Origin of the sequence: Belliella alkalica (assembly GCF_022549785.1) — a bacterium.
Classification (GTDB): Bacteria; Bacteroidota; Bacteroidia; order Cytophagales; family Cyclobacteriaceae; genus Belliella; species Belliella alkalica.
This window is the reverse complement of sequence record NZ_JAKZGO010000002.1, coordinates 46,930-59,863: the sequence shown is the minus strand read 5'-3', so window position 1 is coordinate 59,863 and position 12,934 is coordinate 46,930. Positions and strand designations below refer to the sequence as shown.

General features: G+C 37.2%; 12 protein-coding genes and 2 tRNA genes. 5 read left to right on the top strand and 9 right to left on the bottom strand.

The window, feature by feature from the left end; translation table 11 throughout:
* The first annotated feature begins 249 nt into the window (after window positions 1-249).
* The 4 genes from trhA to MM213_RS02495 all read left to right on the top strand — a co-directional run bounded on the left by trhA (window position 250) and on the right by MM213_RS02495 (window position 1,832).
* Window positions 250-888, top strand: a complete 639-nt coding sequence (gene trhA, locus MM213_RS02510; protein ID WP_241409923.1) for a PAQR family membrane homeostasis protein TrhA — start codon at window positions 250-252, stop codon at window positions 886-888.
* A 153-nt stretch (window positions 889-1,041) separates the two neighbouring features.
* Window positions 1,042-1,114 (top strand) — tRNA-Gln (locus MM213_RS02505).
* 282 nt (window positions 1,115-1,396) lie between these two features.
* Complete coding sequence (locus MM213_RS02500) at window positions 1,397-1,576, top strand: BF3379 family histone-like protein (protein WP_241409916.1); 180 nt, start codon at window positions 1,397-1,399, stop codon at window positions 1,574-1,576.
* 179 nt (window positions 1,577-1,755) lie between these two features.
* A tRNA-Pro gene (locus tag MM213_RS02495) sits at window positions 1,756-1,832 on the top strand.
* 84 nt (window positions 1,833-1,916) lie between these two features.
* Here the strand turns inward: MM213_RS02495 and fucP are convergent.
* From fucP to MM213_RS02465, 6 genes are all read right to left on the bottom strand, one after another.
* Window positions 1,917-3,176 (bottom strand): L-fucose:H+ symporter permease, encoded by a 1,260-nt coding sequence (gene fucP, locus MM213_RS02490; protein WP_241409914.1) that lies wholly within the window; start codon window positions 3,174-3,176, stop codon window positions 1,917-1,919.
* Window positions 3,177-3,557: 381 nt separating this feature from the next.
* Entirely contained in the window at window positions 3,558-4,340 is a 783-nt protein-coding gene (locus MM213_RS02485; RefSeq protein ID WP_241409912.1) for an L-fucose dehydrogenase, read from the bottom strand.
* 8 nt (window positions 4,341-4,348) lie between these two features.
* Complete coding sequence (locus MM213_RS02480; protein ID WP_241409904.1) at window positions 4,349-5,188, bottom strand: amidohydrolase family protein; 840 nt, start codon at window positions 5,186-5,188, stop codon at window positions 4,349-4,351.
* A 42-nt stretch (window positions 5,189-5,230) separates the two neighbouring features.
* Window positions 5,231-6,241, bottom strand: a complete 1,011-nt coding sequence (locus MM213_RS02475) for a zinc-binding alcohol dehydrogenase family protein (protein WP_241409901.1) — start codon at window positions 6,239-6,241, stop codon at window positions 5,231-5,233.
* A 95-nt stretch (window positions 6,242-6,336) separates the two neighbouring features.
* Entirely contained in the window at window positions 6,337-7,992 is a 1,656-nt protein-coding gene (locus tag MM213_RS02470) for an alpha-L-fucosidase (protein ID WP_241409899.1), read from the bottom strand.
* Window positions 7,993-8,096: 104 nt separating this feature from the next.
* A complete protein-coding gene (locus tag MM213_RS02465; RefSeq protein WP_241409896.1) occupies window positions 8,097-8,432 on the bottom strand; it encodes an L-rhamnose mutarotase in 336 nt (111 codons plus the stop codon).
* Window positions 8,433-8,709: 277 nt separating this feature from the next.
* Here MM213_RS02465 and MM213_RS02460 point away from each other — a divergent pair, with 277 nt between their 5' ends.
* Window positions 8,710-9,720 (top strand): LacI family DNA-binding transcriptional regulator, encoded by a 1,011-nt coding sequence (locus MM213_RS02460; RefSeq protein ID WP_241409894.1) that lies wholly within the window; start codon window positions 8,710-8,712, stop codon window positions 9,718-9,720.
* Window positions 9,721-9,751: 31 nt separating this feature from the next.
* Here the strand turns inward: MM213_RS02460 and MM213_RS02455 are convergent, their stop codons facing one another.
* The 3 genes from MM213_RS02455 to MM213_RS02445 all read right to left on the bottom strand — a co-directional run bounded on the left by MM213_RS02455 (window position 9,752) and on the right by MM213_RS02445 (window position 12,891).
* Window positions 9,752-10,606 (bottom strand): fumarylacetoacetate hydrolase family protein, encoded by an 855-nt coding sequence (locus MM213_RS02455; RefSeq protein WP_241409893.1) that lies wholly within the window; start codon window positions 10,604-10,606, stop codon window positions 9,752-9,754.
* Window positions 10,607-10,765: 159 nt separating this feature from the next.
* The gene (locus MM213_RS02450) at window positions 10,766-11,521 is read right to left on the bottom strand and encodes an SDR family NAD(P)-dependent oxidoreductase (protein ID WP_241409891.1); all 756 of its coding nucleotides are present in this window, start codon (window positions 11,519-11,521) and stop codon (window positions 10,766-10,768) included.
* Window positions 11,522-11,661: 140 nt separating this feature from the next.
* Window positions 11,662-12,891 (bottom strand): MFS transporter, encoded by a 1,230-nt coding sequence (locus tag MM213_RS02445; RefSeq protein WP_241409889.1) that lies wholly within the window; start codon window positions 12,889-12,891, stop codon window positions 11,662-11,664.
* Window positions 12,892-12,934 lie beyond the last annotated feature (43 nt).

The following is a 12,934-nucleotide window of genomic DNA, read 5'->3' as shown; positions in this document are numbered from 1 at the left end:
TGCAAAATAATTGTGATAGTAGATCAAAAAAATCAGAAACTAAATCAGAAATTCAACAAGTATTTGAGGTGATTACATATAGATTTGCTAAAAAACTTATTAAGGTATTAATGAATTTTGGGTTAATTTACCAAGCTTATTTCAATAAAGTCATCCACGTAAAAAAACTTGTAAATTAGTAAACGGCTTTCTAGAATATCTTGATAGGAAGGTTGCGCACATATACCCTAAACCACCAAATTAAATAACATGGAAAGAAAACAAACATTACAGGAAGAGTTTGCTAATAGCATTAGTCACGGCATAGGCATCTTGTTTAGCGTCGTAGCGATTGCCCTTTTAGTCACTTTCTCTGTACTGAATGGGTCAGCAATACACATAGTAAGCTGCAGCTTATTTGGAGGCTCTATTATGCTTCTTTACACATTTTCCACTTTGTACCATGCCGTGCAAGATGTAAAGGTAAAAGCATGGCTCAGGACCTTAGATCATATTGGAATATATTTTTTGATTGCAGGTACTTATACACCATTTTTGCTTTTGGCAGTACAAGGTACATTAGGCTGGATTTTTTTTGGAATAATTTGGGGACTTACAGCATTTGGCGTCGTATATAAAATATTCTACATCAATAAATTCAAAAAGGCCTCATTGATTCTCTATTTATCTATGGGATGGCTTGCACTATTTGTAATAAAGCCACTATTCGAAAACCTCAGCACCCCTACTCTATCTCTGATTGCCGCAGGTGGACTAAGTTATACCTTAGGAACTATATTCTACACAAAACCTAATATGATGTTTGCTCATACGCTATGGCATTTATTCGTATTAATGGGCACCATTTTACATTTTATTGCCATTATGTATTTAATTCAAGGATTATGACATTGAGGAAAAATAGTATTTTATATTTTTCTCTTTGAAATATAGGGAATTAAGAAAAATTGATCAAAATCTTTCTTTCAAGATTTGCATAAAATAGAAAGTACACCTACATTTGTGACACCTTAAAGAAGAGCAATCAACTGAAAGCAAAATTGGCCGATGGTGTAACTGGCAACACGTCTGGTTTTGGTCCAGAAGAGTCCAGGTTCGAGCCCTGGTCGGCCAACTAAACCCCAAGTTTTTAAAACTTGGGGTTTTTATTTTTTAATACAATCTTCAAAACCCCAAAGTGCTTCTAAGAAAGCGGATAGTCATATTAAATTATACTCTAGTAGATCAATTTACAAGTATAAAAAGTTGTAATAAAAGTTAATTTAAAATATAATAACCCTAATTTTAACAATTTCTATGATTTTATTAAAATCCTTGTTACGCAAATATGGATTTAAGAAAATTTGGTTTTAACTTGAACAATAGAAAAATAACTAAAATTTAAACTAATTAAGCTATGAGCAGATTTGAGACACTTAAATCAATGATTTCCGCAATGGAAGATGATTTCAATAAGTTTTATGAAAAAGGAAATAAAGCTGCTGGAACGAGAGTTAGAAACAGCATGAATGAAATCAAAAAACTTGCTCAAGAAATCAGAGTGGAAGTTACTGAAATCAAAAATTCAGCAAAGTAATTTTAATCTAGAACACCTTGGGACAAATCTCAAGGTGTTTTTGATTAAATTTATATAGCTGATAATTAACACCTTAAACTGTGGGTCAAAACAATCATTCACCTTTACTTACCAATGACTATTGCATCCATGAAATCTTTTCCTACATTTGTGCTACGATTGATCAAAAAGTCAATTTTCGGGGTGTAGCGTAGCCCGGTATCGCGCCTCGTTTGGGACGAGGAGGTCGTAGGTTCGAATCCTGCCACCCCGACCACAGTGAAGTTCAAATTCACGAAAAAAGCCTGTAAATCTTATGATTTACAGGCTTTTTTGTTTTTAACAATATCAAAAATAAACTTTATCTAGTCACGTTCGCTGAAGTAGTATTTCTAGAAATCAATCCGTAATAAAATACAACAGTAAAACATATCATAGGCACAATAAAGGCAATTTTGATACTTCCGAAATAATCTGAAAACTGACCTTGGACCGCTGGCAACACTGCTCCTCCTAAAATCGCCATGATCAGTCCAGCCCCTCCTACTTTGGCATCATCACCAAGATCCTTCAACCCCAACCCAAAAATCGTAGGAAACATCAAGGACATACATGCTGAAATCAGCAACAATGAAACCACACCAAAGTATCCATTACCCACGATTGAAAAAACAACCAAGACTATTGCCACAATTGACAAAACTTGAAGAAGGTACGCAGGATTATAAAACTTCATCAGGTATGTAAATACAAACCTAAAAATTAAAAACAATACCAAGGCTATGATGTAATAAGTCGATGCATCAGCTTCATCCAATGCCAATTCTACCATAACATACCTGATTGTAAATGACCAAATGCCAATCTGAGCGCCTACATAAAAGAATTGTGCAACCACTGACCAAACATAATTTTTATTTACTATTAACCGGTTGAAAGAAGCTCGTAGATGTAATCTGCTATCATCTTTTGCTTGTGGCATAGAAGTAAAGTAGATAATGACCCACAAAACGATCAGGACAATAGCTACGCCTACATAAGGTCCCATTATGGCTTGGAGCTCTTTGGCTTGAATATGCTGAAGAGAAGTCAGATCCATTCCGCTTCTATCTTCAAAAGATGCTGAATCAAGTTTGGAAAGAATAAAATATTTACTCAATATCCCTCCTGAGATAGAGCCTATTGGGTTGAATGATTGAGCCAAATTCAACCTTCTCGTTGCATCCTCTTGTGGGCCTAATTCGAGGATATAAGGATTTGCTGCTGTTTCCAAAATGGATAACCCGCCTGCCAAAACAAAGAGTGCCAAAAGAAAATGACCATACACCATCGTATTGCTTGCAGGATAGAAAAGCAATGCCCCTGCAATAAACAAACCTAAGCCAACCAATATACCAGTTTTGTAATTAAATCTTTTGATCAAAAATGCTGCAGGAAGAGCCAAACAGAAGTAAGCCCCATAAAATGCACTTTGCACAAAAGAAGTTTGAAAATCCGATATGCTTAAAACCCTTTTGAAAGCTGCAAGCAATGTATCCGTCATGTTATTGGCCAAGCCCCACATAAAAAATAAACTGGTGACTAAAGCAAAGGCAAGGAAATTTTTATTGTTTTTGGTCATTTGGCTGGGTTAGGTTAATATTTTTGGGTTGGAAGAACTTGTCCTCCGCGGAGGATTCTAAAATTAAAAGATTGAGTTGTCAAGTCACATATTCTGGTTGATGCTTTTTTCCATTGTTTTTCTTTAAAGTAGAGCTGCATTCTATCTTCAAGTTCAGAAAATAGTTAACATTTTTTATACTTACCAATTTGTTTTATAGGCAAGTCATATCGAGTGCATTGAAGATATCTCAATTCGTTTGAAATGACCCTTTCGCATTTCACTCACCTCTTGTAAATTGCTCTCGCTCCTCCTCTTTTTCCTCCAAAACTCCTATCACAAATAATCATTTAAATAAGCATACCTCGGCGGTTATACAGTATTTTCCTGAGTTAATCCTTCTCAAGTAATCGCTCTATCCAAGTGAACATATCCACCATCAGCAAACAAGAATTGTCCTGTCGTGTGGGCAGATTTATCTGATAAGACAAAAACTGCAAGAGAAGCTATTTCTCCAATTTTCGTCATTCGGCTACCTAAAGGAATTTTGGCAGATATTTCTCTTTCTTTCGCATCCGGATTGTCAAAAGTTACTTTTAGCCATTTTTTATAATATGGTGTCATAACTTCTGCAGGTAAGATTGCATTTACGCGAATACCAAACGGCAGCAACTCCAATGCCCACTCCCTAGTCAAACCAAGATGTGCTCCTTTCGAAGCAGCATAGCCTGATGTACCTCCTTGACCGGTGAGCGCAACTTTTGAGCTGATGTTGAGGATAGAACCTTTGCTTTTCTTTAGATATGGCAAGGCAAAATGAACCAAATCAAAATAATGATACAAATTCAACATCATCGATTTCCGAAATGCTTCAGGTCCTTTTTCTAATCCAGCGCCATCATTGCTCCCTGCATTGTTTACAATCCCATCTATTCTGCCAAATTTTTCGATGGCATAAGTTATCACAGATTTGCAATAATCTGTAAACTGTAAATCGCCAATAAGATAATCAGCTCTAAATCCGTTTTCTCGCAGGTCTTCAATAAACTTAACAGTAGTCTCTTCAGACCAGGAAGCGACTACTGGAATCCCTCCTTCTTGGGCAATTGCAGAACTTATCCCACCACCTATTCCTTCCGAACCACCTGTAACTATAAAAACCTTATCCTTTAAATTTAAATCCATCTCAATGTTTATAATTTGTAAAAATCTACGGCATTTTCTCCAAGAATCCCAGTTTGCTCTGAACTTGTGAGGTTTTTGATGTATTGATTGACTATCTGGAACACTTGCTCATATTCTCCAGAAAGGGTACAAACAGGCCAATCCGAACCAAACATCAATCGCTTTGACCCAAAAGATTCCAAAATAAAATCCATATAAGGCACAAAATCATCATATTCCCAATTTTTCCACTTGGCTTCTGTGACCATTCCTGAAAGTTTACAATAGACATTTTCACTTTTTGAAAGTTCTGAAATTCCTCTTTTCCATTCTTCTAACTCACCTTTGACTATCGATGGTTTTGCAATATGATCCAATACAAATTTTTGATTGGGAAGAAGTCTTACCGCTTTTGTAGCAGAATACAATTGCTTGGGGAAAATCAAAATATCATAGGTGAAATCAAATTTGGACAGCTTGCTCAACCCATTTATAAATTCCGGTTTGAGAATAAATTCATCGTCAGGCTCATCCTGAAGCACATGCCTAAAACCCTTTATCCAATTATTTTCAGAATAAGAACTCAATTGCTCTTCCAGATCTTTTGCCTGCAAATCAACCCAACCTACGATCCCTTTGATAAAATCATGTTTTCCAGCCAGCTCAAGCAAAAAACCGGTTTCTTCTTTACTTTGGTCAGCTTGCACAGCCACACAGCCATCGATTTGATGCTTTTCCAAAATCGGTTCTAAATCTTGCGGTAAGAAATCTCTTTTCAAAACAGCCATTGAATCGTCAATCCAAGCATGCTTGATTGAATCATATTTCCAAAAATGCTGGTGCGAATCTATTCTTAGTGTCTTATTCATTTTCGGGAAACTTTTAGAAGTAATCAGAATATGGAATTTCTTTTATAAATTGATAACCGCCTTGATTACTTGAGAATCTGGCTTAACCCAACTGTCAAAAACATCAATCATCATGTCAAAAGCTGATTCATGGGTTATGAAAGAATCGGTCGGGAATTTTTTAGCAGCAAGCATGGAAATGACAAATTCAAAATCCTCCATAGTTGCGTTTCTACTGCACATGATTGTGGTTTCTTTGGAGTGAATTGCAGGATGGTTGAATACCAAGTCCCCCTTTGACAAACCTACCAATACATACCTTCCTCCATGACTCATAAAAGCAGGACCTGATTCCAAAGCTCTTTTATTACCCGTTGCATCAAATATAGCTTGGCAATTATCTCCATTTGTCAATAATGCGATTTGCTCAAAAGCAGACTCCCCTGCCAAAACACCATGCGAAACACCAATTTCATCAATTGCATACTGAATTCTTTGTTCATTGATATCCAGTGCGATGACAGAAGCCCCCTTACTTTTGGCTATGGCCATTATTGCCAATCCAATGGGACCGCAGCCCATTACCAAAACATTTTCACCTGCAACCACATCTGCTCTCCTAATTGCATGTGCCGCAATGGCTAGCGGCTCTACCAATGCCATTTCATTGAAATTGAGTTGGGGAGTTTTGAGCAATGTCCATTCTGGAACACAAAGAAATTCCTGCATCCCTCCATCGACATGTACACCCATCACACGCATATTAACACAGCAATTCGTCTTTCCAGTTCGGCAAGAAATACACTTTCCGCAGTGCAAGTAAGGTATCAAAATTACTTTGTCACCATTTGAGAATTTACCAGAACCATTGGAGTTTGCAACTTCTGCTGCCAATTCATGTCCCAAAATCCTAGGGTATGAAAAATAGGCCTGATTGCCAGAGAATGCATGGATATCCGTGCCACAGACTCCAATTTTCTTTATTGCTATCAAAACCTCTCCTGACCTTGGTTCAGGCTTTTCCTTTTCCTTTAATGAAAATTTCCCAGGCTCTTCACAGATGATATATTTCATAAGTTAATTTCGTATTTATCACAATCATTTCTCCCTAAATAAAAAAGCATTCTTAATGATTCAAGCATTTTAAGATAGTGGATTTTTAAGTTTTCTTACTTCCTATGGATTTTGTACACCAAGGCAATGTCATTTGGGAAGTCACTAGGAGGTTCTATACTCAGCATATTTTCGCTTATTTTCCAATTCACTTTTTCAGAACTTCCCAACAGTTCTATCTTTTTAATTTTTCTGAATCCAGTAGTCCGAGAACCCAAGCTTTTGATGTGAACGGTTTCAGAGGGAAGTCCTAAAACAGTAGCATAAAGCAGCTTTCCTTTTTGGTTGAATCGGATATCTTTCTCGGTAAACTTCATTTTACCTTCATTAAAACCTTGGGCATTGATTGGGTTTTTTGTTTCTACTGAAGGCCCTTCACCAAAAACTTGCCATGGTCTGGTAGAAAAAATACTTTCTTTATTGATTTCCATCCATTTGCCTATATTCTCTACGATTTGGATTTCTTTATCATCTATACTTCCATCACCCTTGATCGGAACATTCAACAAAAGATTGCCATTTTTACTGACCACATCTACAAGCATATGAATGACATCCTTGGCAGACTTGTATCTATCCTGATTGTAAACATCTTCACTATAATGCCAATTCCCAATACATGTGCATGTTTGCCAAGGTTTTTGCTGCAAATCTGCTGGAGCACCTCTTTCCACATCCCAAACGAGTGCTTCTTTTTGATCTTCAGTAAGAATCTTACCAAATAATACTGCCTCAAGTTTGCCATCATTTTTCGCCATATTGCTATTGTAAAAATGCGCGGCGATCTTCAGCCCTGCATCAGATATTGGGTAAAGCGGCAATCCGGTATCATCAAAATACAACAAATCGGGATTGAATTTATTGATCAGATCTATAGACCTGTTATAAAAGTTTTCACTATACTCTACAGATGGCACTTCAGCCCCATTTTCCCAATCCCACTGAGAATCGATTTTATTGATGTCTTCACTTCCTTCACTCAACTTATGATTTTGCGCATATAGGTTTTGTGGATCCAGTCCCTCCCACCATTTTCCTTTACCATCTTCCTTTGTCAAGTTACCATCATAAGGTACACCTTTGTAAGGACCATTTTCATCAGCTAACTGAGATGATTCATACCATCTCCATGCATGTGCCGAATGCACACTTAATCCCAGAGGAAGCCCATTGGTTTTGGCTGCTTCGGCCCACTCCAGAATAATATTCCTCTTGGGACCTACATTTACGGAATTCCATTCCTGATATTCACTGTCCCACAAATCTAAGTTGTCATGATGATTTGCCATTGCAAAAAAATACTGAGCACCAGCTTTTTTGTAGAGTGCCACTAACTTTTCCGGATCCCATCTTTCCGCTTTCCAGCTGCGGATTACTTCCATAAAACCAGCTTCAGAAGGATGTCCATAATTTTCAACATGCCAATTATAAGTTTTACTGCCTTCATCATACATATTTCGAGCATACCAATCTCCTTGTCCCGGTTGACATTGAGGTCCCCAATGTGCCCATATTCCAAATTTGGCATCTCTAAACCACTCTGGAGTATTGTACTGACTGAGTGATTCCCAGTTGGGCTCAAACTTCCCTGTGTGTTGGGGTTCATTTTGAGGTCCTACTGGCGATAAAAACTCTTCTTGACCGAAGGAATGTATGCTTAGGCTTATGCTGAGGAACATGCCAAAAAGAATAGATTTATTGAGGGTTTTCATTTATTTTGGTGTTTAGTTAATTTTCATTTACTATTTCCTCTTTGTATTTGGGGAAATTTTGAAGGACTATAGGACTGAAAGAATCTTACTTGCATCGATCTTTGCTATGATGAAAGATGAAAAATCCTCTCCATCAAAACCCACTTTTGACCTTCTTTTGCCCAAGGAAGTCTCTTTTGATATCTGTCCATCAATGTTTCCCATTCCTGAACTATGGGGTTGATGGCGTCCATTTTGGCTTTTTCTTCGAAACTAAATTCCTCATTTACATCTAATACCATTAGAAGTCGATTTCCTGATCTGTAGATCTCCATAGCAACTATCCCAGAGTCAAGAATACTTTTCTTGACTTCCGGCCAGACGTTTTCATGCCATTTTTCATAGGATACTATAGATTCCAATTGCTCATCAAGGTCTAGAGCCAAATAATGTGTATTCATTCTATCAATTTTACCAAAGGTAATGTTAGCTTTTATTTAAAATAAATTCCAGTCAAACGTTTGCCTTAATGATAAAAGTCAATACTCTAGTGAGAGCACAAAAAGGGCAATTCAATCTAATTTCTATTTAGCTGAAATTGGGTTGATATACATTCAGAATTTTTGTTTTGGGAAAGTCTGTATTAGATTCCTGCATCAATTGATAAAACAAACTTGCCAAATACCAAACAAATTGAATTGATGGGGTAATGTTTGTACCTTGAGGCTTCAATAGAGTATGAAAAAGAAAAAAATAAGTATCACAGATTTGGCAAAAGAGCTTAACGTAACACCTTCCACGGTATCACGTGCTCTCAATGGACTGGGAAGTATTAGTACGAAGCGCAAAGAGCAAATTGTCAATCTTGCCCAAAAATATGGCTATAGACCAAACCATATTGCAAAAAGTATGGTATCAAACAAAACTTTTAATATTGGCCTTATTCTTCCTGAATTTACCCATAATTATTTCAACAAGATCTTAGCAGGAATAGAAAGTATCACCTACCAAAAAGGTTATCAGCTCTTGATATGTACTTCGGATGCTTTAAAAGAAAAAGAAGAAAAATCATGCCTAACACTCCTTGATGCCAGAGTAGATGGTATTCTGGCAGCTGCAGGAAACAGTTCAGACAATCTAGATCATTTTTCCAAAATCATAGATTATGGTACGCCATTGGTCTTGCTAGACAGAATATGCGAAGACTTAAACACCTCCTATGTAATCACAGATGACTTTGATGGGGCCTTCGAAGCAGTCCAATACTTGATAGATAGCGGTTGTCGCAACATAGTCCATATCAAAGGCCCTGATTACATCTCTACAAGCTTCAACAGATTTCTGGGATATCAAGAAGCATTGAGAAAAAATGGTTTAACTTATCGAGAGGAGTTGGTAATTGCCGGTGATAGTGAATCCTTCGTGGATGATGTGAATAATACTTTGAACACATTTCCTATTGATGCTTTTTTTGCATTCAGTGATTATAATGCCTTTGATATAGTGAAAGTTCTGAAACAAAGGCATTGCAAAATCCCTGAAGAAATTTCAGTAATAGGATACGCAGACGAGCCTTTGGCTCAATATATCAGCCCACAGTTATCCACCGTCAAACAGCCTGCCTATGAAATCGGCAAACGAGCAGCTGAAATTTTATTGAAAATTATTGAAGAAAATATCGAGTTGCCTATGACTGAGCAGCTCAAAACTTCTTTAGTGCATAGAGAAACAACGAAAAATAGCCATTGAAAACCTTTATGAATCCAATGGCTTGATTTTTTTATTGCCAAGATACCACTTCCTGCTTTGCAACTCCTAGGCCATCAATTCCAAGCTCTACAACATCACCTGCTTTGAGATATTGAGGTGGGTTTAAGCCCAAGCCAACACCCGACGGTGTACCGGTAGAAATCACATCACCTGGCAGTAATGTCATATATTGACTGATGTAACTGATCAAATGGGGGATTTTGAATACCAAATCTGATGTATTGCTATCCTGCATCATTTTATCATTTACTTTTAGCCAAAGCCTAAGATTATCTGGGTTTGGTAACTCTTCTGGCGTAACCAAATATGGCCCTATTGGTGCAAATGTATCCGCACTTTTACCCTTCACCCACTGTCCGCCATGATTCAGTTGAAAATCCCTCTCACTCACATCGTTGTGCAAAGTATATCCTGCAATATGTTCGGCAGCATTTGACTCATCTACATAACTAGCCTTTTTGCCTATTACTACTGCCAATTCAACTTCCCAATCGGTCTTCACTGAGTTTCTTGGAATTATTATCTTATCAAAAGGACCGCATAGTGACGAGGAAGCTTTCATAAACAAAACCGGAGACTCAGGCAGAGCCATTCCACTTTCCTTAGCATGCAGGGAATAATTCAATCCTACACAGATAATTTTCGATGGACGGGCAATAGGGCTTCCCAATCTTATGCTTTTATCAACTTTTGGCAACCCAGCCTCATTGCTTTCCAGCCAAGATTTTAGACGGTTGACCCCATCACTCCCAAAGAATGCTTCATTCCAATCTTCCCCAAATGCCGAACAATCCAGCCTCTCTCCACTTTTGTTTTCTATTCCCGGACGCTCCTGTCCTTCATTTCCAAATCTTAGTAACTTCATATTTTAAATTGATTGTATGTATATCCACTTTCGCAGCAGTTACAACATTTAATAATGTATTTGTTTCAAATTCAGCAGCTGCCAACTTTTGAAGGTTGACACTTATCCGCATGATACAATTCTTCAAATTGCCATCAAATATCATTGCGGATAATCATGTTAATTTTTTATACTTACAAAACCTCCATCTACAGGAAAATTTGTCCCTGTAATAAATGCCGCCTGATCCGAACAGATAAAGTATGCAGCTTCAGCAACTTCATCAGGTGTTCCCATGCGGCCAATCGGTTGGGTTTTGGCTAATTTATCATATACTTCTTTCTCTTTACCAGGGTAATTTTTTGCCAAAAAATCATCTACAAATGGTGTATGGATTCGGGCAGGGGATAGACAATTGCATCGAATGCCTTCATTCACATAATCACAGGCAATCGAATAGGTCATAGAAAGGACCGCACCTTTGGTCATAGAATAAGCAAACCTATCTGGAATCCCCACCGAAGAAACGATTGACGCCATATTCAATATCACTCCTCCCCGACCTTTCATTTTTGATATTACTGCCTTGGTACAATTGAAAATTCCTTTAACATTGATATTGAATAGTCTATCAAAATCTGCAGTAGTTGTCTTCTCTATATTTCCAACATGGGAAACCCCCGCATTATTGATCAAAACATCAATTGGCTCTGATATTTTTGCGATAACTTCATTCACTTGCTCTTGATCACTAACATCACAAGTTAAAAAATGAACGTGCTCATATGTCTTTTTTAAATCTGCCAATACCGATTGACCAAGTATTTCATTCACATCAAGCATAAATACTTTTGCCCCTTTTGACAAAAATTTCACTGTTATGGATAAACCGATACCACTGGCTCCTCCTGTAATAACTATTGTCTTATTCTTCATTTTAGATTATTTTTTTGAAATCGTCGCCGAATAACTTTATATAACCAACAAGTGTTGGAGGCCAATAACTTCTGTTGAGTTGAGTAACTTATCTTGTAAAACTTGCTTAATCTTATGATAAAATCAATTCTATTTGAGATTTATTTTATCCTCGAATTTGAAATCAAAGGTTTTGCCCATATCCCTATGCAAAGAATGAAAGATAGTGGCAAAACAAGCACGAATAAACTATATCTCAGGCCAATTTGATCTGCCAACTGACCAATAACCAAAGGGAAAATTGCTCCGCCAACGATTCCGCTACAAAGAATCCCAGCAAATGTTCCGTGAGCATATGATACAGAATTGAGTGCCAAGGAGATAATTACCGACCACATGACAGATAAGAAAAAACCTGTCAAGGGAAATGCAACCAATGCAACTTCTTGACTACCATTCAAAGCGAGTACTAATGATAAAATCGCACCTGAACTAAATAGGATCAACACCAATTTGCTATCCAAAAGCTTCAACAGCAACAACCCCAATAGACAACCCAATGTCAACAATCCCCAAAAATATGAAATTGTCGTAGCTCCTGTGGTAGCAGGATCTAAGTTGTGGTAATCTTGAAGGAATTTTGATATCCAATTTGCAATACCTTGCTCAGAGCCCACATAGCAAATTATCCCAAAAAAATACAACCAGACAATTCTCTTACGAAGAAGGTTTCTCAAATTACTTCCCAGCTGAATTTTCTCGTCTTCCTGCAAATCGACTTGAGGGAACTTGAAAGCTGAAATGATCAAAATCATTACGATAGCAATCAATGCAAAAACCCAATAAACCGAGATCCAAGTGAGCTCTTTTGGAACTATTGAATTCATCCATTCCATATGACCAGTAAGCGTCTCTGTATGGATATTTCTCACCAAAAAACTATACAATTGCGGACTCAAAAAAGAAGCAGCTCCAAATGCGAATTGCCCTAAAACTGAATAAAAAGCAAAGTTTTCTTCACCTCCAGTAGTCCTAAGTAATGGATTGATGACTACTTGAAGCATAGCCATACCAATCCCAATAATAAAAAGAGAAAACAATGCAACCGAAAAAGTAGTGTTTATTGCAAAAATCAGAGCTCCAAAGGCAGCCAAACCAAACGATAAAATCAAAATGTTTTTTTCCCTGTATTTCTCTACCAGCAAACCTGCAGGCAAAGACATTACACCGTAAGCGACAAAAAAAGAAAATGGCAGAAATCCAGCTAGCCCCATACTCAGAGAAAAACTTTGTATAATAGCTGGTATTATTGGCCCTAGAATATTTGTAAGTAAGGATATTACAAAAAATATCAAGAATATAAGGATAAGGATTAGTTGATTCTTTTTCATTTTTTGCTTTGCTTCTTTCCAAACAACTTTGTGTAATTATTTT

What these genes read in the sequence shown, in the direction of transcription:
- MM213_RS02485 (WP_241409912.1), bottom strand. Translation starts at nt 4,340, where the DNA reads ATGGATTTAAATTTAAAGGATAAGGTTTTTATAGTTACAGGTGGTTCG.
- MM213_RS02460 (WP_241409894.1), top strand. Translation starts at nt 8,710, where the DNA reads ATGAAAAAGAAAAAAATAAGTATCACAGATTTGGCAAAAGAGCTTAAC.
- MM213_RS02480 (WP_241409904.1), bottom strand. Translation starts at nt 5,188, where the DNA reads ATGAATAAGACACTAAGAATAGATTCGCACCAGCATTTTTGGAAATAT.
- MM213_RS02455 (WP_241409893.1), bottom strand. Translation starts at nt 10,606, where the DNA reads ATGAAGTTACTAAGATTTGGAAATGAAGGACAGGAGCGTCCGGGAATA.
- MM213_RS02470 (WP_241409899.1), bottom strand. Translation starts at nt 7,992, where the DNA reads ATGAAAACCCTCAATAAATCTATTCTTTTTGGCATGTTCCTCAGCATA.
- MM213_RS02445 (WP_241409889.1), bottom strand. Translation starts at nt 12,891, where the DNA reads ATGAAAAAGAATCAACTAATCCTTATCCTTATATTCTTGATATTTTTT.
- MM213_RS02465 (WP_241409896.1), bottom strand. Translation starts at nt 8,432, where the DNA reads ATGAATACACATTATTTGGCTCTAGACCTTGATGAGCAATTGGAATCT.
- fucP (WP_241409914.1), bottom strand. Translation starts at nt 3,176, where the DNA reads ATGACCAAAAACAATAAAAATTTCCTTGCCTTTGCTTTAGTCACCAGT.
- trhA (WP_241409923.1), top strand. Translation starts at nt 250, where the DNA reads ATGGAAAGAAAACAAACATTACAGGAAGAGTTTGCTAATAGCATTAGT.
- MM213_RS02450 (WP_241409891.1), bottom strand. Translation starts at nt 11,521, where the DNA reads ATGAAGAATAAGACAATAGTTATTACAGGAGGAGCCAGTGGTATCGGT.
- MM213_RS02500 (WP_241409916.1), top strand. Translation starts at nt 1,397, where the DNA reads ATGAGCAGATTTGAGACACTTAAATCAATGATTTCCGCAATGGAAGAT.
- MM213_RS02475 (WP_241409901.1), bottom strand. Translation starts at nt 6,241, where the DNA reads ATGAAATATATCATCTGTGAAGAGCCTGGGAAATTTTCATTAAAGGAA.